Raw genomic sequence first — 25,786 nt, forward strand, 5'->3', positions numbered from 1 at the left:
GTCAGACGACAATGACGCTGGGGGGCCGCAGACCGTCGCCGACGACGTTCCTTGACAGCCAGCGTCGCAGGGCCGTGATCGCATCGATTTGCAGATCGCGACGCCCGGTTCCATATCGCCTGGGCACGCCCTGGGTGGTGACGAAGGCGCAAGGGTAGACGCGCTCCGGATCGACTGGCTCATCGCCGACAAACAGGCGATCGACGCGCTCGCCCTTCGGGTTCTCGAGTTTCACGAACACCGTCAGGCCGCGGCAGCGCTTTATGTAACCGCCCATCTGGGCATAGGGGTCGGCGGCGAAGGTGCGCTCGAGATTGTCTTCCAGAAGCTCGTGAATCTCCGCTCCGGTCAGATCGACCCGGGAGACCGGCGGGTTCATCGGAATGTTGTTGTAGAGATCGTTCAGGGTCACCGGGCCTGGCGCGACCGGCGCGCCGTAACGCCACCCGTTGGAAAAGGCGATCTCGACCTCGGCCGCCGCCGCGATCGCGTCGAGAAGGACGTCGTCCATCGGCGCGCTGGGCATGGCGTAGCGGTGCAGCGGCCGGGTCGTGCGGCCGACCACTTCGGAGAGCCTGTCCCGGTGCGGCGCCATGGCGTTCTCGACCAGGGCCGCCATCTCCGGATCCTCGGGCCAGCCGTCGTCAACGGGGATCAGCTGGTGGCGATGGCTGACGATCCGCCCCGCCTCGACGTCCAGGTCGAGCCGTCCGACGAAGGCGCCGTGACAGCCGGACTGGAAGATGATCGCACCGTTCACCACCACCGGCTCATGCATGCGGTTGTGGGTGTGGCCGCTGTGGATGACGTCGATGCCCGCCACGTCGTTGGCGAGCTGGACGTCCTGGGGAAAGCCGAGGTGCGACAGGACCACGACGAGATCGACGCCCTCGTCCGAGCGCAGCGCCGCGACGTGATCCCGGCATTCCTCGACGCCGATCTCGAAGCGCAGTCCCTCGCTGAAACTGGGGGGCATGGTCTTGTCGACGATGGGACAGGCCAGTCCGACGACCCCGACCTTGAGTCCGCCGCGGTCGAACACGCGACGCCCCTCAAAGGCTGGAGCGCCGTCCGATTTGCGAAAGACATTGGCGGCCAGCACCGGATAGTCCAGCTGCGCGGCGAGCCTGGCGAATCCGGCCGGCCCATAGGCGAACTCCCAGTGCGCCGTCATGGCGTCGATCTTCAGGGCGTTCATCAACGGAACCAGGGCCTCGCCCTTCGACTCCAGGGCGACATGGGTGCCGTGGAAGGTGTCGCCGTTGTCCAGGGTCAGAACGGCGCCCTCCGACTCGACCCGCGCCTTGGCGAAGATCGAGGCGATGCGTGCCAGCCCGCCCAGCCTCTCGAACCGCCAGCCGCCTCCGGTTCGCACCAGTTCTGGATGAGGCTCGAGATAGCCGTGCAGGTCGTTGAGCTGAAGCAGGGTCAGATGGGCCAAGGCGGTCGTGCTCCGTTCAGCGGAGCGGCTCTCCCGCGCGGATGCGGGCGATCACCGCCTGTAGCTGCGCCAGGGGCATACCCCCGGGGATCAGGTTGCCGTTGATGATAAAGGCCGGCGTGCCCTGAAGGGCCAACGCGGAGGCCTCGCGTTTGTTTCTGTCCAGCACGGCGTCGATCTCGGCCCGGTGGGTCTGGAGGTCACGATCCAGCCGGGTCATGTCCACGCCGGCGGATTCAGCCAGGGTCCGAATGTCGTCCTCGCCGGCGATGCGATTGGCCGAGCGCATGAAGGCGTTGTGAACGGCTTCGTATTTGCCCTGATAGCCAGCCGCGAGCGCGGTCCGCGCCGCGGCCGTGGACGGCTCGCCGAAGATCGGCCAGTCCTTGTAAAGAATGCGGACCTTGGGGTCGGCTTCGAGCAGGGCCGCCAGTTCCGGGTTCATCTGGCGGCAGTAGGGGCAGTTGTAGTCCATGAAGCCGATGATCGTGACGTCGGCCTTCTCCGCCCCGATGAACGGCGCGGCCGGCGTCCGCAGCAGGTCGGCGAAGCCGACGCTGGTGACGAGGGCGCCGTCCTGCGTGGCCGTGCCGGCGGATTCCGTCGTGGAATTCTCGGCTCCCGCGGGGTTGCAGGCGGCGAGCGCCAGGGCGCCCAGGACGGTGGCGACCATATGATGTGTGTTGAGCATGCTCTTCTCCAGTGCTGTCTCGAATGATGTGGAACCGTCAGCGGGCGATGGCCTGCAGTTCGGCGTCGATCTGTTCGGGCGAAATCTCGCCCATGTGCGACTTTCGCAGGGCGCCGTCGGCGTCGATGAACAGCGTCACCGGAATGCCGAGGGTCCCATAGTGTCTCGGCAAGGCCATCGCCTCGTCGAGCAGGACGGTGTCCAGCTCCAGGCCCTGGCCGTCGAGGAAGCGGTTGATGGTTTCAGCACCTTCGCCCTGGTTGACGAAGAGGAACCGGACGTCCGGATTGGCCGCCTCGGCGGCCGCCAGGACCGGCATTTCCCGGCGACACGGCGGGCACCAGGTGGCCCAGACATTGATCACGGTCGGTCGGCCGTCGCCCTCGGCGAGGTTCAGCGGGGCGCCGTCGATCTGAGCCAGGGTAAGGTCCGGCATCGGCTTGGCGTCGGTCTGGGCGGTCAGTTGGTAGGCGACGTTCCAGACGAAGACCGCCGCGATCACGGGAGCGAGCCCATAGGCCATCAGACGGCGCTGTTTGAGAATTAAAGGGCTGGCGAGGCCGACCGCGACCAGGGCCCAGGGCCAGGAGAAACCGCCCTGCCAGACGGCGAAAATTCGCAGCAGGTCCCCTTCGAAATAGGACCAGTGACCGATCACATGAGCCAGGCGCGCTATGGCCACGCCGCCCAGCGCCACCACCGTGCTCCAGGGGTTGAACCGTCCGCTCACCCGGCTCGCGAGAATCCCTGACACGATCAGGAAGGCCGCCACGCCGAGAATGATGGCGAACCGTTCGGCGGACAGGACCAGAGGCCCGATGACGATCGCGCCCATCTCAGCCTCCCTGCGCCAGGGTCAGGGCGTCAAGAACGCCCTTGGCTCCGGTTTCGCCGACGATCCGCGTATCGGCGGGCTCGCGCGCTTCGGCATCCAGGAAGATCATCGTCGGGGGACCAACCACGGCGAAGGCTTCCATCAGGGACCGCGCCTCGACGTCGGTCTTTGTGACATCGACCTTGATCAGAGAGACCTCCCCCAGACGGGCCCGGACTTCGGGATCCTCGAAGACCTCGCGTTCGATGACCTTGCAGCTCACGCACCAGTCCGCCGTGAAATAGACCAGCGACGGCCGTCCGGACTGGCTCGCCAGGGCGGTCGCCTGTCGCAGCCCGGCCTCGTCGGTCACCACGGTTTCGGTGTAGTCCGGGGGAGCCGCCGCCGCCCGGACGCCGCCGAAGGGCTCGAGGGGTTGCAGGGGATCGGTCGCGCCCGCGCCCGCGCCCACCAACAGCATCACGCCCCAGACGGTCGCCGCCAGCCCCGCGACACGCGCCATCCGCGCGCCGAGGCCGTGCGCCGGATCACGCTGGAACAGCCCGAGCGCCGCGGCCGCCATCAGAAGGAGCGCGGCGCCAGTCACCAGGGTCACGACCGGCGGCAGGATGCGGGATCCCAGCCACCAGGCGGTCGCCAGGAACAGGAAACCGAAGACGGCCTTGACGCGGTTCATCCAGGGGCCGGCTTTGGGCAGAAGGCGCGCGCCCATGGTGCCGAACATGATCAGCGGCACGCCCTTGCCGAGACCCAGGGCGAACAGGGCGCCGGCCCCCAGCGCGAGATCGCCGGTCTGGGCGATGTAGAGCAGGGCTCCCGCGAGCGGCGCGGTGACGCAGGGCCCCACGATCAAGGCGGATACGAATCCCATGCCCGCCGCGGAGGGCGCCGAGCGTCGGCCCGTGCCCGGTCCACCGACAGCCGCGACGTCCAGGCGGATGGCAGCTGGAGTTCGAACAGTCCGAACATGGACGCGGCCAGAACCACGAAGACCAGCGACAGCGCGCCGACCGCCCAGACGGATTGCAGCGCCATCTGCAGATTCTGCCCCGACCAGGCGGCCGCCATGCCCAGAAGCGCGAAGGCGGACGCCAGGCCCAGAACATAGGACCCGGACAGGATGAAACCCCGCCGGGGGTCGCGCCCGTCCACGCCCCGTCCGATCACGCCGGCGAGGATGGGGTACATGGGGAAGACGCAGGGCGTGAACGCCAGCAGAATTCCGAAACCGAAAAAGGCCAGAAGCACCCAAGGGGCGCCGCCGTGCAGGGACAGGGATTCCACCATTCCGCCGCCCGACTGGAGTTGCACCTCGCCGGTTCCGGAGGCGACGGGACCCGGGGCGGCGACGCCGCCGGGGCTTTCGGCGAACGACGCTTCGGCGGCGGCGATCGCCAGGGCGCTGGCGCTCGCCGCGACCGCGTCCGAAGGGTCGCTGGTCGCCAGGGTTTGCGCGGGCGCCGCGCGGCCTTCCGGCAGAACCGGCAGGGCCACGGTCTCGGTGACGGGCGGGTAGCAGATCGAGTCCTCGACGCAGCCCTGATAGGTGATGTTGACCGTTTGGGAAGAGCCGGCGCCCTCGAGCGTCGCCTGGGTCAGGGTCGCCTGGCCGGCGTCGCGCCAGATTTCGACGACGCCGAAGCCGGGGTCGTCCTTTTGTTGGCCCGGAGCCAGGTCCAGGGCGAGCGCCGTCTTGCCGTCCGCCGCCGTGGCCACGGTATGGCCCCGGTAAAGATAGTGTCCGGGCGCGATGCGCCACGCGAAGGTCACATCGCCGGCCTCGGTGCGGGTGACCGAGAGGTCGAAGGCGTCCTGCGGAGACAGGGGCGCCTGGGCTGCGGCGGGCAAGGTTCCGGCCAGCGCCATGATCACCAGGGCGAGGGCCAGTCTCAGGCCGGAAATGAAGGCGAAGCGCTTTTTCATGCGGCGTCGATCGTCATCGCAGCTTAAGTCAGCCTTAAGCCTGGAGGCCGATCCGATCGCCATGCGCATCCTCGCCGTAGAAGACGACCCCATTCTCGCCAACGGCCTTCAGGTCGGTCTGACCACCTATGGCTGGACCGTCGATGTCGCCGGCACCGTCCAGGATGCCCTGGCCGCTCTGGACTGTTCCAGCTTCGACGCCGTCGTGCTGGATCTCGGCCTGCCGGACGGCGACGGTCTGGAGGTGCTGCGCTTCGTCCGACGCCGCGAGATGGCGGTGGCCGTGCTGCTCCTGACCGCCCGGGACTCCGCACCCGATCGCGTCGAGGGCCTGGATGCGGGCGCCGACGACTACCTCGGCAAGCCTTTCGATCTGGAGGAGCTCGCGGCGCGGCTGAGAGCGGTCCGTCGCAGGGTCCTCGGGCGGGCGTCCGCGCCCTTGAAACACGGCGATCTCGTTCTCGATCCGAAGGCCCGTCTCGCCTGGCTGGGCGACCGGGACGTCCCCCTCTCGCGCCGCGAGTTCGCGATCCTGGAGGCCCTTATCGAGCGTCCGGGCCAGGTGCTGTCGCGCGGACAACTGGAAGAGAGGCTCTATGGATGGCAGGAAGACATCGGCAGCAATGCCGTGGAAGTGCACATCCACCATCTGCGCGCCAAATTCGGCGCCGATCTGATCCGAACGATGCGCGGCCTGGGATACGCCTTGCGATGAGCTCGATTCGCCTCAGACTGTTCGTCATCCTCGCCCTTGCCTCGACGGTCGTCTGGAGCCTGGCGGCGGGCTGGGTCTATGTCCGCACCCAGCACGAGGTCGAGCGCGTCCTCGACGCCCGCCTGATTGAGGCCTCGCGCATGGTGTCGTCTCTGCTGTCCAGCGGCGATGTCGCCCGCGTACCGTCGGACGCCGCGGCGCTGGCGTCCGCCACGAGCCGAACCTCCTACGCCCGCCAGCTGTCCTGCCAGATCTGGTCGCTTGACGGCGCGCTCATCGGTCGTTCGGACGGGGCTCCGGGTTCGCGTCTCACGACCGCTGCGACGGGGTTCTCCGAGACGGTGATCGACGGGGAGCGCTGGCGTGTCTACGCCGTCGAGAACCGCGAGGCCGGCGTCCGCGTCCTGGTCGGCGACAATCTCGGCATGCGCGACCATCTGGTTCAGAGCGTGATCGCAGGCCTGATCGCCCCGGCCGGGCTGGGGCTGCTGGCGATGGCGGGCCTGATCTGGATGTCGGTGGGTCGCGGCCTTGCCCCGATCCGGTCGGTCACCCGCGCCATCGCCGCGCGCGACGCCGATGACCTGACCCCGGTCATGACGCCCGAGGCCGCCGACGAACTCAAGCCGTTCACCGACGCCCTGAACGGCCTCATCGGGCGTCTGGACGCGGCGCGACAGCGCGAGTCGCAATTCATCTCCGCTGCGGCGCATGAACTGCGCACCCCCCTCGCCGGCCTGCGCGTCCAGGCCCAGATCGCCGCCGCCGCCAAGGACAAGACCGTGCGCGACGGCGCCCTGGCGCAGATGACCGAGTCCGTCGATCGCACCGCGCGACTGGTCAGCCAGTTGCTGGAAATGTCGCGCAGCGAGGCCCTCTCATCGACCCTGGAGGAGCGACGCTGGATCCCGCTGGCCGACCTCTGGCCGGATCTCATCAAGCGGGCGGGAGACCACCCCGGCATCGCGATCCATCGGCCCGGCCCCTTGAGCCTGCACGCGCAACCCCATCCGCTCTCCGTCATCCTCGGCAACCTGTTGTCCAACGCCGCCACCTATGCCGAATCCCGCGTCGAGGTCCGCCTGGAGGCCGACGGACATTTGACCCGACTGATCGTCGAAGACGACGGCCCCGGCGTCGGCTTCTCCGATCTGACCAGCCTCGGCCATCGCTTCTTCCGGGCGGCCAACGCCCGTCCGGGCGGCAACGGCTTGGGGCTGTCAATCGCCCAGGCCTGCGCGCGCGCTCAAGGCTGGCGGATGGACTATGCGCGCTCGGCGCTTGGGGGGCTGCGGGTTGACCTGATCATGCCCGTAACCGACGTGCGCGCCGAGGTCTGAAAAGACCTTGCCCCCAGAACGTCGGAAACATCGACGTTCGTCGAACGCCCCGTCCCGACCCCAATCACGGTCCGCCCCGACCTGACGCCGGATTTGCTCTCGCCGCGGAGCGACCGGTGGTCGTAAAAATGGTGGACCGAATCCGGCCTTAAGACTGCCTTAAGGTAGGACGTGTGGCTCCTGCGGCAAAACGTCGGGAGAAAAACGCATGAAGCTCGGAATGATCGCGGTCGCGCTTGGACTGGTGGTCGCGGCCGCGCCGCGCCCGGCTCTGGCCCAGGATCGCGCCTTCACCCTGTTGCACACCAACGACATGCACGGGCGTCATACGCCTTTCCCGGTCGCGCCGGGCGACGCCACCGCCCAGACGGGCGATCCCGGCCGCGACCCGGCCCAGTTCGACCGGGCCGCCATGATCGGCGGCTTCGCCTACCTCGCCTCCGCGATCGAAAACGTGCGCCGGAAAGTCGGACCCGACTCTGTGCTGCTCGTGGACGGGGGCGACACCTTCAGCGACGACCTGGTCGGCAACGCCACGCGAGGCGAGGCGATGATCCGGCTGATGAACGCGGTCGGCTATCGCTTCATGGCCCTGGGCAATCACGATTTCGACTACGGGCTGGACCGGACCCGGGAACTTCAGGCCATCGCCGACTTTCCGATGCGGGGAGCCAACGCCCTGATGGACGGCGAACCCATATTCGGACGGCCGTGGGAGTTGTTCGAGGTCGGCGGCGTCCGGGTCGCTGTGCTGGCCCTCAGCTATCACAACACCGGCGAGACCGGATCCAAGGCCAACACCCGGGGCGTGACCTTCACCAACGGCATCGACGCGGCGCGCGCCTTTCTGCCGCAAATGCGCGAGGCCGCCGAAGTGGTTGTGGTCCTGTCGCACCAGGGCACCGCCGTAGATCGCGAGATGGCGCGACAGATTCCCGACATCGATCTGATCGTGGCCGCTCATTCCCACGACCGGATCGATCCCCCCGAGCGGGTGAACGGGGTCTGGATCGCCCAAGCCGTGTCCGATGCGGCCGCTCTTGGCGAGCTGACCGTCACCGTGGACGCGGACGGCGAGGTGTCGGCGGTCGAGGGCAAGGTGACCGACCTCTGGAACGACCGGATCGACCCGGATCCCCGCATCGCCGCCCTGGTGTCCGATCTGGACGGACCCCATCGCGCCCGCCTCGATGAGGTCCTGGCCACGGCCTATGATCGGATCGGACGCCAGTACAAATCTGAAAGCCCCTTCGACGTTCTGGTCGGCGACCTGATGCGCGAACGCACGGGCGCGGACATCGCCTTCATGCCCGGCGTCGGTTACGGCGTTTCCATCACCCCGGGACCGGTCACGCGCGATCGCCTGGTCACCCTGCTGCCCCATCCGACGAGGATGGTGACCCTGCGTTTGACGGGTGCCCAGGTCCTGTCGATCCTCGAACAGAGCGCCACCAACCTCGGACCCGAAGATGTCTTCGACCGCGTCGGAGGCCTGGTGCAGACCTCCGGCATCGGCTGGACCTTCGACCTTAACCGTCCAGCTGGACGGCGCGTCAGCGACGTCACGATCGATGGCCGCGCGATCGAAGCCGACCGGCTGTATCTCGCCGCCACCAATGTCGGCATGCTGGAAGGGCTGCATCGCTATGCCGCCTTCGCCCAGGGCCAGGACACCCAGGTGCATGATGTCAGCGTCACCCAGGTCGTCGAGGAGGGGATGGTTCGCCGCGGCGTCCTGACCGCCCCTGCCATGGGTAGGATTCGTCGTATTGGACCCGTCGCCCGATGATCGCACCGCTCCTCGCGGTCTTGGCGATATCCCATCCGGCCGCGGCGCAGTCGGCGCCGGTGATCGCTCCGGAGGCCCCCGCCACACCCTCGCGCTGGACCGTATCTGGCAGCCTGCGGGTTCGCGCGGAAACCCTGGCGGGCCAGTTCCGTCCGCGTTTCGCCGAACATGACGACGTCCTGTTCACCCGCGCGACCCTGGCCGTGGGCTACGACGCCGGTCGCGTTCGCTTCGGGACCGAATTGTACGATTCTCGGGCGTTCGGACAGGATCCCCTGTCCTCCGTGGGCACCAGCGAGGTCAACGGACTCGAACTGGTGCAAGCCTTTGCCGATATCGATCTCGGCGGCGACGGCGACAGCGTTCTCCGCCTGGGCCGGATGACGATGGACGTCGGGTCCAAGCGGCTGGTCTCGCGACAGAATTTCCGCAACACCACCAACGCCTATACGGGCGCGCGGCTTCAGACCCCGCTGGGGGGCGGGAACCTGACCGCGTTTTGGGTCATGCCCCAGTACCGCTTGCCCGACGACCGGGCCGGCGTGGAAGGCCATGCCGTCGAATGGGACCGCGAAAGCACCGACCTGCAGTTCTTTGGCGCGTCATGGGTGGGATCGCTCGATGATCGGGCCACCACCCTGGAAATCTACGGCTATGGGCTGAACGAACAGGATGACCCGGCCCTGCAGACCCGGGACAGGCGGCTGTTCACGCCCGGCTTTCGCTTGCGTCGGGGGCCCGGGACCGGTCGGGTGGATTTCGAGCTCGAGGCCGCGGGACAGGTCGGCACGGCCCGACGGACGGCCGCCGTGGCCGACACGCGCGATCTGGACGTCGGCGCCTGGTTCATGCACGCCGAAGTGGGCCGAACCTTCGATCGCGTCTGGAAGCCCCGGCTGGCGGTCCAGTATGACCACGCCAGCGGCGACGAAGGCGGAGACCATTACGCGCGGTTTGATCCACTGTTCGGCGCCCGTCGGTTCGAGTTCGGCCCCGCCGGTCTCTACGGGCCCGTCTCGCGCCAGAACCTGAGGTCGCCTGGCGTCCGGGTCGAGGTCAGGCCCTCCCCCCGGTTCGAGGCGATGGCGATGTACAGGGGGCTCTGGCTGGACAGCCCGACCGACGCCCTCGGCCTGACCTTGGTCGCCGACCCTTCGGGTCGCTCCGGGCGGTTCGCCGGGCAGCAGATCGAAGCGCGGGCGCGATATGCGCTGCGACCCGATGGCGCCTGGCTGGAAGTCGGAGCGGCCCGGCTGTTCAAGGGGCGGGTTCTGACCGACGCGCCCGGCGCGCCCGATACCGGCGATACCGTCTATGGATATGCAGATGTCACCGTCGCATTCTGATCCGGGAGAACGCGCGTGTCGGTGACGATCGGCCTTTTGCTGGCTCTCAGCTTCCTTGTCTCCCTGCTGGCGCTGGCCTTCCTGATCTGGGCGGTGACCAACCGTCAGATGGAACTGCACCAGGGTCAGGCCTATACGGTGTTCGTCCCCGGCGAGGCCGGGCAGGCCGACGACGCCACCATGGCCGGCGACGACCCACAGGCCCTCGGCCCGCACCACTATGACACCGCGCGGGCGGGGATCGACGCTGTCTCGCGACGGCCCGTTCTGGTCCTGCTGGCGAGCGGCATCTTCTGGCTTGTGCTGGGGTCCGTGTTCGGGGTCATGGCCTCGCTCAAACTGCACTGGCCGGACTGGCTTTCGGCCTATGGTCCCCTGACCTTCGGGCGGGTCCGGACCCTGCATCTGAACATGGTGGCCTACGGCTGGCTGTCGCTGACCGGCATCGGGGTGGCGATATGGATCGCGCCGCGCATCTTCCACACCGCGCTGCGTCATCCGCGCCTTCCGATCCTGGGCGCCGCGCTCTGGAACATCGCCCTGGCCGCCGGGGCCGCGGCCATCGCTTCCGGCTGGACCGACGGCGAGGAATGGCTGGAGATTCCCTGGCAGATCGACATCCTGCTGGCCGCCGCCGGGGCCTGTTTCGTCCTGCCCCTGCTGCGAACAGCGCTGAATCGCAACGTCGGCCACATCTATGTGACCGGCTGGTACTATCTTGGCGCCCTGTGCTGGTTTCCGATCCTGTTCTTCATCGCCAACCTGCCCGGCCTGCATTCGGGCGTGCAGGAAGCCACCGTGAACTGGTGGTTCGCCCACAATGTCCTGGGTCTGTGGCTCACCCCCCTCGGTGTCGGCGCGGCCTATTATTTCATTCCCAAGATCATCGGCAAGCCGATCTATTCCTACAGCCTGTCGCTGCTCGGCTTCTGGGCCCTGGCCCTCTTCTACAGCCAGGTCGGCATCCACCATCTGATCGGCGGCCCGGTCCCCACCTGGGTCGTCACCCTGTCCATCGTCCACAGCGTGATGATGTTCGTCCCGGTGATCGCCGTGGCCGTCAATCAGCACGTCACAGTCGCGCGCAACCTCTGGGTCTTCAAGGCTTCCATCCCCCTCAGATTCATCTCCCTGGGCGCGCTCATGTACACGGCGGCCTCCTTCCAGGGGTCGATCGAGGCGCTGCGCAGCGTCAACACCGTGACCCACTTCACACAATACACGGTCGGCCACGCCCATCTCGGCGCCTATGGCTTCGTGTCCTTCGTTCTGTTCGGCGCCGTCTACCACACCCTGCCGCGGCTGACCGGTCGCGCCTGGCCCTGGCCCAGGTTGATCGCGGCCCATTTCTGGCTCGTGGTCGCCGGCTTCGCCGTCTATTTCGTGTCATTGACGGTGGGCGGCGTCCTCCAGGGCCTGGCGATGCTGGATGTGACCCGTCCTTTCGCCGACAGCGTGACGCTGCTCAAGCCATATCTCGAGGCCCGGTCCGTGGGCGGTATCCTGATGACCGTGGGCCATCTGATCTTCGCGATCCATTTCATGGCCGTGATCGTGCGCGGACGGGCCCCGTCGTCCGCGTCGGACGCCACTGACTCGCCGCCCGACACCGTTCCGGCGACCGCCGCATGAACCGCGTCATTCCCCTCGGCGTCCTCGCCCTCGCCATCCTGGCCTTCGCCACCCTCCTTCTCGTGATCCTCCCAGGCATCCAGATACGGACCGAGCCCCCCACACCGGGTCTCGAGGCCTATACTGCGGCGGAATCGCGCGGCCGCGACATCTATGTCTCGCAGGGCTGCGTGTCCTGTCACAGCCAGCAGCCCCGGTCGCTGGACCAGGCCCCCGACGCCGAACGTGGTTGGGGGCGCGCCTCGGTGGCCTCGGACTATTTCTACGATCAGCCCCACCAGCTGGGCACCATGCGGACCGGGCCGGATCTTCAGAACGTCGGCGCACGGCTTCCCAGCCGGGACTGGCATCTCACCCATCTCTACCAGCCCCGGGCCGTGTTCGACTGGAGCATCATGCCCGCCTATCCCTATCTGTTCGAGATCAAGGACAAGGCGGCCAGGGGCGATGTCGTCGTGGCCATGCCCGGGGGCTATGCGCCCGCGGGCAAGGTCGTCGTGGCCCGCTCCCAGGCCCTGGATCTGGTGGCCTATCTCAAGAGTTTGGACAGGACTTTCCCGGCGCCCCGCGCCGGCGTTCGCGATGACGGCTACAGCGAGAGGGGCGAGCCGCGATGATCCGCCTTCCCTGGACACGGCGAACCCCCGACCCGGTCGAACGACGCGAGACGGACGAGGCCTACGAACCCTATGAGGAGTTCCGGCGCATCCCGCTCCCGGTTCTCTGGATCGCCGTCGCCCTGGCCCTCTGGGGCGGCATCACCCTGTGGGACAACAGCCAGGCCGTCGCGATCGGCCGGTCCGAACGCGCCGCCCAGATGGCCGAATTGCCCCGTCATGCGGTCAATTCCGGGGCGCAGATCTTCGAGGCCCGCTGCTCCTCCTGCCATCAGCCCAACGCCGTGGGGGTTCGCGGCGCCGTGCCGCCCCTGGAAGGCTCAGCCTTCGTCTCGGCCGATCCCCAGGTCGTGGTCCAGATACTGCTGCACGGGATCGACGGCCCCATCGCCGTCAGCGGTCGGACCTTCAACGGCCATATGCCGAACTTCTCCAGCGTTCTGTCCGACGAAGAACTGGCCCGCGTCGCCTCGTACGTCCGCCAAACCTGGGGCGGAGCCGAGGCCCCGGTCACCCCCGCCTTCGTCGCGGCACAGCGTCGCCGGTTCCCTGACCGGGGGCCCTGGCGGGGCGGCGTCGAGATCGTCTCCCGCATGGCGCCGGACCTGGCGCCGCAACCCGTGTTCGTCGCGCCGCCCCCGGCCGCGATTGACGCCGGGGTGATCCGACTGATCAACGAGGGGCGAGGCGACGCCTGGTCCTGTTCGTCCTGTCATGGGACCCGGGGCCAGGGCAGCGAGACCGTGCCCCGACTGGCCGGCCTGCCCTCGGCCTATATCGTCAAACAGCTGAACGACTATATCGCGGGCGCCCGCGAAAACGAGTCGATGGCCATTGTGGCCTCCGCCCTGTCGCCGGACGAGCGCCGCGCGCTTGGGGACTATTATGCGCGATTGCGGGCCCCCTCCACGGCCAGGCCGTCGCTCGGCGGAGACATCGCGCGGGGCGAACGCTTGGCGCTCTATGGCGACTGGTCCAAGAATGTCCCGGCCTGCTTCTCCTGCCACGGCCCCTCGGGCTTTGGGGTCGCGCCGCAGTTCCCGTCTCTGGCCGCCCAGCATCCCGCCTATACCGCCTCTCAACTTTCCGCCTGGGCCGGAGGACAGCGCGACAATTCCTCCGTCGATCTGATGAACGCCGTCTCCCGCAACCTGTCGGACGCCGATCGCCGCGCCGTGGCGGACTATCTCGCCACCTTGCCGCCCAATCCCGCTTCACCTCCTGACGACAGGCGCTAGACCATGTCCGATGACCCCAAATCCCCGCCCCCCGCCACCGGCCCCGACAAGCCGCGCAAGGGCGGCCTCGCCCGCGACGCCATCTTCGCCGTCGCCGGCGGACTGGCCCTCTTCGTGATCGGCACCCTGGCCGTCGACGCAGGCTGGATTCGCGATCGCAAGGGCAGCGAAGGCGGCGATGGACCGGGTCTCGAGCCGGCCGCCTATTTCCAGCCGCCGATGTCCTCGGCCATACCGGACGGTCCCTCCGGCGACGCCATTCGGCGCGGCGAGGCGATCTTCATGAACACCCCGGCGAATGCCTCGGACTTCGTGGGCAACAGCCTGTCGTGCGCGGCCTGCCATCTGGACGGCGGACGACGGCCGGACTCGGCGCCGATGTGGGCCGCCTGGGTCGCCTATCCGAAATATCGCTCCAAGAACAAGCAGATCAATACGATGGAGGATCGGATCAAGGGCTGTTTCACCTATTCGATGAACGCCCAGGCCTCGCCGAGCGGCGGCCCACCGCCCGCCGGCCACGACGTCTACAAGGATCTGCAGACCTATATGCATTTCCTCGCCACCGGGGCCCCCACGGGCGTCGATATGGAGGGCTCGGGCTATCCGGAGCTGCAGAAGACCGCCCTCGGATATGACCCCGTCCGCGGGCAGCAGGTCTTCGCCGCCAACTGCGCGGTCTGCCATTCCGCCGACGGCCAGGGCCAGGCCGACGCCAACGGGCGCACGGTCTTTCCGCCCCTTTGGGGTCCGCAGTCCTACAACTGGGGCGCCGGAATGGCGCGCGTGAACACGGCCGCGGGCTTCATCAAGGCCAATATGCCCCTCGGCCAGACCAACCGGCTGACCGATCAGCAGGCGTGGGACGTGGCGGCCTACATCAACAGCCAGGAACGCCCCAGGGACCCCCGCCAGACCGGTACGGTCGCCGAGAACGCCGCGCGCAACCACACCGGCGCGGAGACTTTCTACGGGCGGATCTATCACGGCCGGCTGCTGGGCGCCGGCGCCCCGCCAGCGGCGCCGGCCGGGGGACGTTAGGCCGGTGCCCGCCGCCGCCGTCACGCGGCAGCTGTTCGCCGTGGACGGCCTGTGGTGCGGCGGCTGCGCGCGAGGCCTGGAAAGCCGCCTCCGCGCGATCGACGGCGTGATCGGCGCCGGCGTCCACTATGTCACCGCCTCGGCCCTGGTGCAGTGGGACCCGGACCGGTGCGACGCGGAGGCCGTCCGTGCCTGCGTGCACGAGGCGGGCTACCGCCTTCTGGAGCGCAGCGACCCCCAGACCATTCGCCTGCGACTGGACCGGGAGGTCCGTTCGCTCACCCTGCGCCTGGTCGTGGCGATCGCCTTCGGCATGTGGTCCATGGCCTGCGCGGTGGTGCTGTATCTGGACCCGGGATTGTCGCCCGCCGCAGCGTGGTGGATCGCCCTGGCCAGCGGCGTCCTGGCCGGGCCCGTTATCCTGTTCAGCGGCGCAGGAATCGGACGGATGGCGGCGCGGTCGATCCGTCTTCGCGCGCCCGGTCTGGACCTCTTGATCAGCCTCGGCGTGGTCGGCTCCGTCGCCACCTCGGCGCTCGCCCTCGCTCGCGGGGAGGCGCAGGTCTATTTCGACACCGCCACCATGCTGGTCACCCTGCTTGTGCTGGCCCGTTTGATCGAGACCCGCGTCCGCCGAAACGCCACGGACGCCACGCTCGCCCTCGGTCGTCTGTTCGACGACACCGCTGAGCGGCGCGATGGCGCGGGCGGCTGGGAGCCGGTGGCCTGCGATCAGCTGGCGATCGGCGATGTCGTTCAGGTTCGAGCGGGCGGCGTCTCGACGGTCGACGGCGTCGTCGTGAGCGGGCGAAGCGCCGTCGATACCGCTATTCTGACAGGCGAAAGCGGCGCGAGCGCTCTTGGGGTCGGCGACCGCGTCGCCGCCGGCACGGTCAATCTCGTCCGGGCTGTCGAGGTGCGTGTCGATCGTGTATCAGGCGACCGCGAGGTGGACCGCATGGGCGGCCGCATCGCGATAGAACTGGCGGCGCGGGGCGAACCGATCGACAGCGTGAGCCGCGCGGCCGGCCTCCTGACGACCGCCATTCCCGTCGTTTCGCTGCTCATCGTTCTGGTCACCGCGATCCTGACGCGTTCGATCGAAACCGGACTGGTCCGGGGCCTGGTCGTCATGTTGGCGGCCTGCCCCTGCGCCCTGAGTCTCGCGGCGCCCCTCGTCCACTTGCGGGCCAGCGTGATTGCCGCCGGACGCGGCTTTCGTCTGGCGGACGCCGCCGTGGTCGAACGCCTGACCGGGGCCCGTACGGCAATCTTCGACAAGACCGGCACCCTGACGGCCGGTCAGCCCCGGGTCCTGTCGGTCGAGTCCCGGGCCGGCTGGACCGACGCGGAGGTCGTGGCGCTCGCCGCTCGGGCCGAGACGGGTCTCGACCATCCACTCGCCCGGGCCGTGACGGCGCATCATGGCGGTCCCCTCGGGGCTGGAGGATCGCGTGGCTCCCGCGACGCCCGGGGGTTCGACCCCGCCGGTCGCCGGATCCGGGTCGGCGGCGCGCCAGGCGGCGCGTCGGAGGGCGCCACGCGCCTGCGGGTCTGGCTGGACGACGTCCCGGTAGGGGACCTGCTGATCGGGGACGCGATCGATCCCGAGGCCGGAGACACCATTCTGGAGCTGCGGCGGCGCGGCATCGACGTCCTGTTGGCCACCGGCGACGCCGAAGGTCCGGCCCACGCCGTCGCCCGCGCGGTGGGCCTCAGCCCGTCCAGCGTTTTCGCCGGCTGCACCCCCCTGTCCAAGGGCGAACTGGTCCGGCGCGCACGGGGGCCGGTGCTGTTCGTCGGCGACGGCGTGAACGACGGGCCGGCGCTGGCCGCCGCGGACTGCGGGATATCGGTCGCGCGAGCGCACGCCGCGGCGGCGGCGACCGCCGCCGTCGTCATCACCCGGGGCGGGCTGGGCCGGGTGGTCGACGTCTTGGACCTCGCCGCGGCGGCGCGACGCCGGTTGCGACAGAACATCGTGCTCGCCCTCGCCTACAACCTCTTCGCCTTGCCGGCGGCGGCTCTGGGCCTGCTCAGTCCCGCCTGGGCCGCCGTCGCCATGATCGCCAGTTCCCTGGCGGTCACGGCCAATGCGATGCGCCTGACGATCGCCGACCAGGGGGCGTCGCGATGGAACTGAAGAGCCATCCGATGCGGGACCGAATCGTCTCGGAAATGCATCTACGCCGAATGCCGCCCCTGACGACGCCGTGCCGGATCCTCCAGGTCCTGCGTCTTGTCGAAGGCGCGGACCGGGAACGGGAATATGCGTCGCTCCTCGCCCTGGCCGAACGATCGGGCGATCAGGATCAGGTGTTCCCGCGCCATGGACGCGGCATGATCGCCGGCGGTCCGGTGTGGCTCTGGGAACGGCACAGCGAGGCCTCGACCTATACGGTCATCTCCGACGCGGCGGGCGAGCCCTTCTCCCTGGAGCCTCATCCGCCCGTTCTGCTGGATTGGCTGGAAACCGCCCCGGGCCTGGTGATCCGGGCGGTCCGGGTCGTGGTCGAGGCCGACGAGCGTCGGGCCGTCCCGGCCGTCGCCGAGCTTGATCCCGAAGACCTGATCAGCTGTCGAAAGGACGAGGCGCGCCTGTGGTCCGACTTCAAGGTCCATGATGACGGCTGGGGGCGTCTGGTGCTGGCCGCGGGCGGCATGCATCCGGCCGATCTGGGACGGCTGGCGCAGCGGGTCCAGGAGCTCGGCAACTACCGGAACCTGGCGCTGCTGGCCTTGCCGATGGTTCAGGAGCGAGCCGCCGACCTCGACCGACTGGAGGCCGCCTTGGTCGCCGTCTCGGAGCGACTGACCCAGGACCGGGACGATCAGACGCTGCTCGGCGAGATCAGCCGGCTGTCAGCCGAGGTCGCCAGCCTGACGGCGACCACCGCCTTCCGACTGGGTGCGATGGCGGCCTATTCCGGCATCGTGGCTGACCGGTTGCGAGATCTGGACTGCGTCCGCATCGAGGGCTTCCAGCGCCTCGACGACTTCATCGACCGCCGCCTGACCCCCGCGACCCGGACATGCCAGGCGTTCTCGGGACGCCTGGACGCCCTGGCCACGCGGCTGGAACGCGCGACGGCCCTGCTCAGGACGCGGATCGAGATGCGTGTCCAGGCCCAGAACACCGCCTTGCTGCATTCGGTCGAGCGGACCAGCGCGCGCCAATTGAAGCTCCAGCATCTGGTCGAGGGTCTGTCGGTCGTGGCCGTCAGCTATTATGCGCTGGGCCTCCTGGGGTATGGGCTCAAGCCGTTGGCGCATAGCTACGGCGTCTCGCCGGAAGCGCTGGCGGCGCTCGCGGCGCCGGTGACCATCCTGTTGGTCTGGTACTATCTGCGACGTCGGGTCCGTCGGCTTGAGGGCGATGAAGCTCGCGGCCACCCGCCGTCCTGATCCCGTCGGAGACGGCCCCGGGAAACCTCAGCGTCAGGCGGCGCCCATGCCGGGTCTCCGGTTCGGCGCTTCGCCCGCCGGACCCCGGGGCAATGAAGCGTTCTCACTCAAACGTCCCCCGCATCGGATCAGTCGTCACGGCGCGACGCCTCTTAAGATCGACTTAAGCTGAGCCGCGTCTTCGGCTTCCCGAACGACTTGAGGGACCATGATGAGCGTTGCAGCGTCGCATACGACGGCCTTGGGTCGGACAGCGTCATGATGGGGATCGTCCGGATCGCGTTGACGCGTCCGCTCACCTTCATCGTCATGGCCATCCTCATCGCGCTGGGCGGAGCCGTGGCGGCCGTTCGCACGCCCATCGACATCTTCCCCGACATCCGGGTGCCGGTCATCGCCGTGGCCTGGACCTATGCGGGCCTGCCACCGCAGGAAATGGCCGGGCGGATCATCACGCCGTTCGAGCGGGCCCTGTCGGCCACGGTCAGCGATGTCGAACATATCGAGAGCCAGTCCATGCCCGGCGTGGGGATCGTGAAGATCTATTTTCAGCCCGGCGTCGATATCCGCACAGCGACCGCGCAGCTGACCTCGATTTCCCAGACCATGCTTCGCCAGCTGCCCCCTGGCACAAGCCCGCCCTTCATCGTCAACTATGACGCCTCGACCGTCCCGATCGTGCAGCTGGCCCTTTCGGGGGAAGGGCTCACTGAACAGCAGCTCTACGATCTCGGTCTCAATCAGGTTCGACCGCAGCTGATCACCGTCCCCGGCGCGGCCGTGCCCTTCCCCGCCGGCGGACGACAGCGGCAGGTGCAGATCGACCTCGACCCCCAGGCGTTGCGCGCCCGCGGTCTGTCGGCCCAGGACGTCTCGCTGGCGATCGCGGCCCAGAACCAGATCAATCCGGCGGGCTTCGCCAAGATCGGCGAGTTCCAGTACAACATAAAGCTCAACAACGCCCCGGGATCGATCGAGGCGCTGAACGATCTGCCGGTGAAAGTGGTCGACGGGGCCACCATCTATATCCGCGACGTCGCCAATGTCCGCGACGGAAGCGCGCCCCAGACCAACGTCGTTCACGTCAACGGTCAGCGCTCGGCGCTGATGACGGTCCTGCGGGGCGGGTCCGCCTCGACCCTGTCGATCGTCGAGGGCATCAAGGCGAAGATCCCTGAAATCGCGGCGGGGCTCCCCGACGCCCTCACCATTCAAACCATCGGCGATCAGTCCGTCTTCGTCCGGGGGGCGCTCGAAGCCGTGGTCGTCGAAGGCGTGATCGCCGCGGCGCTCACCTCGCTCATGATCCTTCTTTTCCTCGGATCCTGGCGATCGACGGTGATCATCGCCCTCTCCATACCCCTGGCCGTCCTGGCCGCGATCGCCGCCCTCTCGGCCAGCGGACAGACGCTGAACGTCATGACCCTGGGCGGACTGGCCCTGGCCATCGGCATCCTCGTCGACGACGCCACGGTGACCATCGAAAACATCAACTGGCATCTTGAGCAGGGCAAGGGCGTGCGCGACGCCATCATGGACGGCGCGGCCCAGATCGTGACGCCCGCCTTCGTCTCCCTCCTGTGCATCTGCATCGTCTTCGTCCCGATGCTCCTGTTGCCAGGGGTCGCCGGCTACCTCTTCGTGCCGATGGCGCTGGCGGTGGTGTTCGCCCTGATCGCCTCCTTCGTGCTGTCGCGAACCCTGGTCCCGACCCTGGCCAAGTATCTGCTTCGGCCGCATGTGCCCGGCCTGGATCTCCATGCCGCCGGCAGACCGGGCTCCCGCAACCCCCTGGTGCGCTTCCAGCGCGCGTTCGAAGCGCGATTCGAGCGGACGCGGATCGCCTATGGTCGGCTGCTGGGCCGGGCCCTCGGGGGCCGGCGCGTGTTCATCCCCGTGTTTCTGGCCGTGGTGCTGGCGTCGTTCGCCCTGACGCCCTGGCTTGGCCGCGACTTCTTCCCCAGCGTCGATTCCGGGCAGATCTCGCTTCACGTCCGCGCCCCCGCCGGCACCCGGATCGAAGAGACGGCGGTCGTCATGGACCGCGTCCAGCAGCGCGTCCGCCAGTTGATCCCCGACAGCGAGTTGCGCTCCATCGTCGACAATATCGGCCTGTCCAGCGCCCCGCTGAACACGGTCTACAACAACAGCGGCACGGTCGGTTCGAGCGAAGGCGACATTCTGATCGCCCTGGAAGAAGGGCATCGCCCGACCGAACGCCATGTGGAGCGGCTCCGGGAGGAACTCCCCAAGAGCTTTCCGGGACTGAGCTTCGCCTTCCTGCCCGCCGACATCACGTCCCAGATTCTGAACTTCGGCTCTCCGGCGCCGATCGACATCCAGATCAGCGGACGTGATCTCGCGGCCAACGCGGCCTATGCGGAAACGCTGCTCCGCCGCCTGCGCGCCGTTCCCGGACTCGCTGACGCGCGCATCCAGCAGTCCGCCCGTTATCCGCAGCTGAACATCGATGTCGATCGCGCCCGCATCGCGCAATACGGCCTGACCGAACGCGACGTCACCGTCAGTGTCGGCAATGCCCTCGCCGGCACCTCGCAGACGGCCCCCGTGTTTTTCCTCAACCCGGAAAACGGAGTCTCCTACCCCGTCGTGGCCCAGGTGCCGGAGCATCGGGTCGGCTCCATCGAGGACCTGCAATCGCTTCCGGTGACCGGTGCGGGCGGTTCGGCCGCGCAAACTCTGGGCGGGTTGAGCGACTTGCGCCGAACTGGCGTCGCCTCGGTGATCAGCCATTACGACATCCAGCCGACGATCAATATCTTCGCCACCGCCCATGGCCGCGACCTCGGCGCCGTGGCCGGTGACGTGAAGTCCGTGATCAAGGATCTCGAGCAGGGCCAGCCGAAGGGCGCCAAGGTCACGGTCCGCGGCCAGTACGCCACGATGAACGCGGCGTTCGCGGGCCTGACGCTGGGGATGATCGGCGCGGTGCTGCTGATCTATCTGGTGCTGGTGGTCAATTTCCAGAGCTGGGCCGATCCGCTGGTCATCATCTCGGCCTTGCCCGGCGCCCTGGCCGGAATCGTCTGGATCCTGTTCGTCACCGGCACGACGCTCTCGGTGCCCGCCCTGACCGGCGCGATCATGTGCCTGGGCGTCTCGACGGCCAATTCGATCCTGATCGTCAGTTTCGCCCGCGAGCGGCTCGCCGTCCTCGGAGACGCCACCCAGGCCGCGCTGGAAGCCGGGCTCGTCCGTTTCAGGCCCGTTCTCATGACCGCCCTGGCCATGATCATCGGCATGTCGCCCATGGCGCTCGGGATCGGCGAGGGCGGCGAACAGAATGCGCCGCTCGGGCGCGCCGTCATCGGCGGGCTGATCCTGGCGACCGCCGCCACGCTGTTTTTGGTGCCCGCCATCTTCAGCTTCGTTCACCGTCGCGCGGGTCAACGCTCCGCAACAGGAAAACTCGATGTCGCCCATGTTCAGTAAGGTTCGCGCGGTCGGGCTGAAACCCGCCCTCGCGGCCGGCGCCCTTGGCGCGGTCGCGATCATCGCCTGGGGCGCGTGGGCGCGCGATGCGAACGACGACGCGCTCGCCGAAGTCTCCCGCGAGGCGGCGATCCCGACCGTCAGCCTGATCCAGGCGACCGCCGCGGACACGGAAGGCAAGCTGGTCCTGGCCGCGGAGATCCAGGCGTGGAACACCGCTGACATCCACGCGCGCACCAACGGCTATGTCGAACGCTGGCTGGTCGATATCGGCGACCCCGTGCGCGACGGCCAGATCCTCGCCGTGCTCGACGCGCCGGAACTCGACCTTCAACTGGCCCAGGCGCGCGCCCAGCATCAGATGGCCCTGGCCGATCTGTCGCTCGCGCGGGCCACCGCCGACCGCTGGGGCGCGCTGCTGGAACGGGATGCCGTATCGCGCCAGGCCGCGGACGAGAAGACCGGCGCCCTGGCCGCCAGCGCGGCGGTCGCCGACGCCGCCCGAGCCAACGTCCAGCGGCTCGCCGCGCTCCGGGGCTTCACACGGCTTGCCGCGCCGTTCGATGGAATCGTGACCAGCCGCTCGGCGGAGGTCGGGGCCCTGGTGACGGCGGGCGTGGCTGCAGCGCCGCTGTTCACGATCGCCGACACGCGTCGAATGCGCGTCCAGGTCCGCGTGCCGCAATCGGCGTCTGCCGATATCCGGCCCGGCATGCGCGCCGAGCTGCGGCTGCCCGAGGCGCCCGGCGAGCCCTTTCCGGCGGTGGTGACCCGGAGCGCCCAGGCCGTGGATGGGCGCTCCGGCACGATGCTGGTGGAACTCCAGGCGGACAACCCGCTGCGGCGGCTGAAGCCCGGAAGCTACGCTGAAGTCACCTTCCCCGTTACCGGCGGCGGCGGCGTCATCATCCCGGCGAGCGCCTTGATCCTCGGCCGCAACGGGCCTTCCGTCGCATCGGTCGATTCCAAAGGCAGGGTGTCCCTCACCCCGGTGCGCCTGGGTCGCGACCAGGGTCGCACCGTCGAGATCCTCGACGGCGTGCGACCGGGAACGCGCCTCATCAATGCGCCACCCGACGCCCTGGCCGACGGCGATCGGGTGAGTGTCCGACAACAATCACCTCGGGGCCGCGCCAATGCTCAGGACTAGGCTGGCCTGGCCTCTCGCGTTCGCCGCGCTTTCGGGATGCGCCCTGGCTCCGCCGCTTGAACTTCCGGTCACCCCGACCCCTTCCGTCTACAAGGCCTTGGCGACGGGGCCGGAGGGGCAAGGCGCCGGCGCGGCCTGGGCCTCGGCGACGCCCGGCGAGGCCGTCCCTCGAGGTGGCTGGTGGAGCGTGTTTCAGGACCCCGTGCTCGACGCGCTCATTCTCAAGCTGGATCGCGCGAGCCCAACGCTCGCGGCGGCGCTCGCCCGATACGATCAGGCCCGCGCGACCGCAGGCCTCGACTCCGCAGGTCTTCATCCCCGACTGACCGTCAGCGGCAGGGTCGAACGCCAACAGCAGTCACAGACCCGCGCGGGCGGGCAGACGCCGACAGACGCCTATGATCAATCCTTCCTCGGCGCGGCGCTCGGCTATGAACTCGACCTCTGGGGCCGGGTCCGCGACGCCGTGGAGGCCAGCCGCGCCGAGGCGGACGCCAGCGGGGCGGATCTGGTCAATGTCCGGCTGAGCCTGCAGGCCACCCTGGCCGACGCCTATTTCCGGCTTCGTGGGCTGGACTCGGAAATGGCGCTCCTGGATCAGACCGTGACGGCCTACAGCCACGCCCATGCGCTCACCGCGACCCGTCACGAGGTCGGGGTCGCGTCGGGGGTGGATGTGGGCCGGGCAGAAGCGCAACTCGCCGGCGCGCGAGCGCGCCGCGTCGACGTCCACCGCCGTCGCGTCCAGGTCGAGAACCAGATCGCGGCGCTCACAGGAGACGCCGCTTCGGAGTTCACCGTCCCCCGGTCCGGCAGCCGGCCTTTGCCGCCCCATATTCCAGGCGGCGTTCCTTCGGAGCTATTGCAACGGCGGCCCGACATCGCCGCCGCCGAGCGTCGCATGGCGGCGGCCAATGCCCGGATCGGCGTCGCGCGGGCCGCCTATTTCCCGGTCCTCAACATCGGTCTGGGAGGAGGATATCAGGCGGCCCATGGCGCGCTGCTCGCGGCGCCCGCGAGTTTCTGGAGCCTGGGTCCCCTTTCGGCGACGATCCCGCTGTGGGACGGCGGCGCGCGAAAGGCGGAGGTCGCGGCGAGCCGGGCCCGTCACGCGGAGCTGTCGGCCGCCTATCGGGGAACCGTCCTTGAGGCGTTTCGCGAGGTGGAGGACGCCTTGGCGGCGGCCCGGGATCTGGCGGAGCAAGCCACGCAGCAACGTCGGGCCGCGGACGCCGCGAAACGGACCGAGGCGCTGGCCCTCATCCTCTATGAGGAAGGCGCGAGCGACTTTCTCGAGGTCGTGACGGCGCAAACGGCGGCGCTCGAGAGCGAGCGTGCGGCCCTCTCGGTCGAGACGTCGCGGATGCAGGCCGCCGTCGCCCTTGTCCGGGCCCTGGGTGGTGGATATTCCGGTCCACAGACCGATCTCTCGGCCCCCGTGGCGATGGAGACGCCCTGATCGGGCCCGCAAGGCGCCGGCGGGTGGGTCTGATGATCCGATGGTGCCGGATATCGGAAGGATCGGCGTCCGGGATTATGAAACCATCTGGCCGGAGATCTGAACACCTGTGGTCGCCTATGCGTTTGGGGCGTGCTCGAACTCGCCGGGAGCTGAAGAAGCCCGTATACCGCCAGACGGCCGCAGGCAGAGTGAGGGCTGGCCATCGGGGAGGATCACGACCATGTCGTTCGCTCAATCGGGTCTCGCGTCGGTCATGGCCAGCAGCCTGACCGCCTGTTCGGTATCATCGTTCCGGCCCGACCTTGAGCGATTGGGGTTTTGGGAAGGGGAATGATCATGGAGCTCGCCCGTGATGATCCTTGGCCTGATGCCCCCTGTCGGCCGGAATGTATAACCGCGCCTGACCCGTCCGCCGCGGGGCGGACCGGTCAGCGGCCGCCATTCGGCGCGTCACGGGGTCTGACCGCGCCCCGCAGCCTCTTCACAGGAAGACCAACATGTCGGATACGGCCACGGGCCTGACCCGCACCGCTCACGCCCCCGAGCCTGGTGAGGACTGGGCGGGCGAAATGGGCGCGCGCTGGCTCACCCATCTCGACACATTCGAGGGGATGATCGCCCCGATCGGCGAGGCCCTGCTCGCCCGAGCCGCCCTCGCACCGGGCGAACGGGTCGTCGACATCGGGTGCGGAGGCGGCGCCACGACACTCGCGGCCGCCCGCGCGGTCGCGCCGGACGGAATCGCTCTGGGGCTGGACATCTCGCCGGTTCTGCTACGTCGGGCCCGCGAGCGGGCGGCAGGAGCCAGCGAGATCGATGTAGACTTCGTCTGTGCCGATGCCGCGGCGGTCCAGCTGGACGCGGCCCCCTTCGACCGGATGATCTCGCGTTTTGGCAGCATGTTCTTCCCGGAGCCCTATCCGGCCTTCGCCAATCTACGCGGCATGATCCGGCCCGGCGGCCGGCTGGATCTGGCCGTCTGGGCCGCGCCCCGCGATAATCTCTGGATGGCCGCCATGGTCGCGATCATGCGCCGCTATATCGATCTGCCACGCCCGGAACCGCGGACCCCCGGCCCCTTCGCCTTCGAGGACACCGAATATCTGGGCGACGTCCTCGCGACGAATGGGTTCTCCGAGATCGAATTCGAGACCTGGAGTGGCGATCTGCCGTTTGGCGGCCCAGGCGCCACGCCGGATCAGGCCGTCGCCTTCGCCCTTGACGGCATGGCATTCCGGAACCGGATCGCAACGATCGAACCAGACTCGGTCACGCGACTTTCTCGCGACCTCATGGACCTATACGATGATCGCCACACCCCGAACGGAGTCATGATGCCGGCCAAGGTCTGGCTCGTCAGCGCCCGGACGTGAACGCGCGTCACGATTGGCAGCCGCGCGGACGGGCGACGGGCCCGCGGGGCCCGCAATGGCTGGACCAGGCCAGGACAGACGGCGACCTGATCTTCTTCGGCTCGGAGATGATGATGACGGATATCGTCACCGCCTTGGACGGTCGCATCCGCGCCGAGACCTGGCCGACGCGTCGAGGTTGCGGAGCCCTATCGGATCTATCGGGACGCGGGCGCGGTCGTGACCGCAGGCGGCCACCAGGATCCGGACGCCCAGCCCTTCCTTGACTTCCTGAAGTCCGAAGACGGCGCAGCCATCTTTGCGCGCTGGGGCTGACGGACCCGCCAACCTTAAGG

Annotated in this window: 20 protein-coding genes; 15 read left to right on the forward strand and 5 right to left on the reverse strand. The window is 68.7% G+C overall.

Annotated features, from left to right (window positions below; translation table 11 throughout):
• Window position 1: 1 nt before the first annotated feature.
• Genes WC555_RS03165 through WC555_RS03185 form a run of 5 tightly spaced genes read right to left on the reverse strand, consistent with a single transcriptional unit; the run spans window position 2 to window position 4,890 of the window.
• Window positions 2-1,441, reverse strand: coding sequence for a bifunctional UDP-sugar hydrolase/5'-nucleotidase (locus tag WC555_RS03165; RefSeq protein WP_373251072.1), 1,440 nt, complete (start codon window positions 1,439-1,441; stop codon window positions 2-4).
• A gap of 16 nt (window positions 1,442-1,457) precedes the next feature.
• Window positions 1,458-2,132, reverse strand: a complete 675-nt coding sequence (locus WC555_RS03170; protein WP_298747965.1) for a DsbA family protein — start codon at window positions 2,130-2,132, stop codon at window positions 1,458-1,460.
• Between the two features lie 37 nt (window positions 2,133-2,169).
• On the reverse strand, window positions 2,170-2,967 hold the full coding sequence (locus tag WC555_RS03175; RefSeq protein WP_298747962.1) for a TlpA disulfide reductase family protein: 798 nt from the start codon (window positions 2,965-2,967) through the stop codon (window positions 2,170-2,172).
• Window position 2,968: 1 nt separating this feature from the next.
• Window positions 2,969-3,838, reverse strand: a complete 870-nt coding sequence (locus WC555_RS03180) for a thioredoxin family protein (protein ID WP_373251074.1) — start codon at window positions 3,836-3,838, stop codon at window positions 2,969-2,971.
• Window positions 3,817-4,890, reverse strand: a complete 1,074-nt coding sequence (locus tag WC555_RS03185; protein WP_373251076.1) for a protein-disulfide reductase DsbD domain-containing protein — start codon at window positions 4,888-4,890, stop codon at window positions 3,817-3,819. The genes WC555_RS03180 and WC555_RS03185 overlap by 22 nt, the downstream gene beginning before the upstream one ends.
• Window positions 4,891-4,951: 61 nt before the next feature.
• Between WC555_RS03185 and WC555_RS03190 the strand changes: the two genes are divergently transcribed.
• The 15 genes from WC555_RS03190 (at window position 4,952) to WC555_RS03260 (ending at window position 25,766) form a co-directional block, all read left to right on the forward strand.
• Window positions 4,952-5,605 (forward strand): response regulator, encoded by a 654-nt coding sequence (locus WC555_RS03190; RefSeq protein ID WP_305758931.1) that lies wholly within the window; start codon window positions 4,952-4,954, stop codon window positions 5,603-5,605.
• Complete coding sequence (locus WC555_RS03195; protein ID WP_305758930.1) at window positions 5,602-6,945, forward strand: ATP-binding protein; 1,344 nt, start codon at window positions 5,602-5,604, stop codon at window positions 6,943-6,945. Before WC555_RS03190 ends, WC555_RS03195 begins: the two co-directional genes overlap by 4 nt.
• A 208-nt stretch (window positions 6,946-7,153) precedes the next feature.
• A complete protein-coding gene (locus WC555_RS03200; protein WP_373251078.1) occupies window positions 7,154-8,734 on the forward strand; it encodes a bifunctional UDP-sugar hydrolase/5'-nucleotidase in 1,581 nt (526 codons plus the stop codon).
• Window positions 8,731-10,080: an alginate export family protein gene (locus WC555_RS03205; protein ID WP_373251080.1), complete on the forward strand. Its 1,350-nt coding sequence runs from the start codon at window positions 8,731-8,733 to the stop codon at window positions 10,078-10,080. Before WC555_RS03200 ends, WC555_RS03205 begins: the two co-directional genes overlap by 4 nt.
• A gap of 15 nt (window positions 10,081-10,095) precedes the next feature.
• Window positions 10,096-11,712 carry a cbb3-type cytochrome c oxidase subunit I gene (locus WC555_RS03210; RefSeq protein ID WP_305758927.1) on the forward strand — a complete coding sequence of 539 codons (1,617 nt, stop codon included), beginning with the start codon at window positions 10,096-10,098 and terminating at the stop codon, window positions 11,710-11,712.
• Complete coding sequence (locus WC555_RS03215; RefSeq protein ID WP_298747941.1) at window positions 11,709-12,329, forward strand: cbb3-type cytochrome c oxidase subunit II; 621 nt, start codon at window positions 11,709-11,711, stop codon at window positions 12,327-12,329. Before WC555_RS03210 ends, WC555_RS03215 begins: the two co-directional genes overlap by 4 nt.
• The gene (locus tag WC555_RS03220) at window positions 12,326-13,567 is read left to right on the forward strand and encodes a c-type cytochrome (protein ID WP_298747939.1); all 1,242 of its coding nucleotides are present in this window, start codon (window positions 12,326-12,328) and stop codon (window positions 13,565-13,567) included. Before WC555_RS03215 ends, WC555_RS03220 begins: the two co-directional genes overlap by 4 nt.
• A 3-nt stretch (window positions 13,568-13,570) precedes the next feature.
• Window positions 13,571-14,608: a c-type cytochrome gene (locus WC555_RS03225; RefSeq protein WP_305758926.1), complete on the forward strand. Its 1,038-nt coding sequence runs from the start codon at window positions 13,571-13,573 to the stop codon at window positions 14,606-14,608.
• A gap of 4 nt (window positions 14,609-14,612) precedes the next feature.
• Window positions 14,613-16,751: a heavy metal translocating P-type ATPase gene (locus WC555_RS03230; RefSeq protein WP_373251082.1), complete on the forward strand. Its 2,139-nt coding sequence runs from the start codon at window positions 14,613-14,615 to the stop codon at window positions 16,749-16,751.
• Between the two features lie 11 nt (window positions 16,752-16,762).
• On the forward strand, window positions 16,763-18,013 hold the full coding sequence (locus tag WC555_RS03235) for a DUF3422 domain-containing protein (protein WP_373251084.1): 1,251 nt from the start codon (window positions 16,763-16,765) through the stop codon (window positions 18,011-18,013).
• 258 nt (window positions 18,014-18,271) lie between these two features.
• Window positions 18,272-21,466, forward strand: a complete 3,195-nt coding sequence (locus WC555_RS03240; RefSeq protein ID WP_373251086.1) for an efflux RND transporter permease subunit — start codon at window positions 18,272-18,274, stop codon at window positions 21,464-21,466.
• Complete coding sequence (locus WC555_RS03245; RefSeq protein WP_373251088.1) at window positions 21,447-22,616, forward strand: efflux RND transporter periplasmic adaptor subunit; 1,170 nt, start codon at window positions 21,447-21,449, stop codon at window positions 22,614-22,616. Before WC555_RS03240 ends, WC555_RS03245 begins: the two co-directional genes overlap by 20 nt.
• Window positions 22,603-24,075, forward strand: a complete 1,473-nt coding sequence (locus tag WC555_RS03250; protein ID WP_373251090.1) for an efflux transporter outer membrane subunit — start codon at window positions 22,603-22,605, stop codon at window positions 24,073-24,075. The genes WC555_RS03245 and WC555_RS03250 overlap by 14 nt, the downstream gene beginning before the upstream one ends.
• 572 nt (window positions 24,076-24,647) lie before the next feature.
• Window positions 24,648-25,451 carry a class I SAM-dependent methyltransferase gene (locus WC555_RS03255; RefSeq protein WP_373251092.1) on the forward strand — a complete coding sequence of 268 codons (804 nt, stop codon included), beginning with the start codon at window positions 24,648-24,650 and terminating at the stop codon, window positions 25,449-25,451.
• 195 nt (window positions 25,452-25,646) lie between these two features.
• On the forward strand, window positions 25,647-25,766 hold the full coding sequence (locus WC555_RS03260; protein WP_373251252.1) for a substrate-binding domain-containing protein: 120 nt from the start codon (window positions 25,647-25,649) through the stop codon (window positions 25,764-25,766).
• The last annotated feature ends 20 nt before the right edge of the window (window positions 25,767-25,786 follow it).

It is taken from the genome of Brevundimonas sp. (assembly GCF_041648615.1).
In the GTDB taxonomy this organism is placed as follows: domain Bacteria; phylum Pseudomonadota; class Alphaproteobacteria; order Caulobacterales; family Caulobacteraceae; genus Brevundimonas.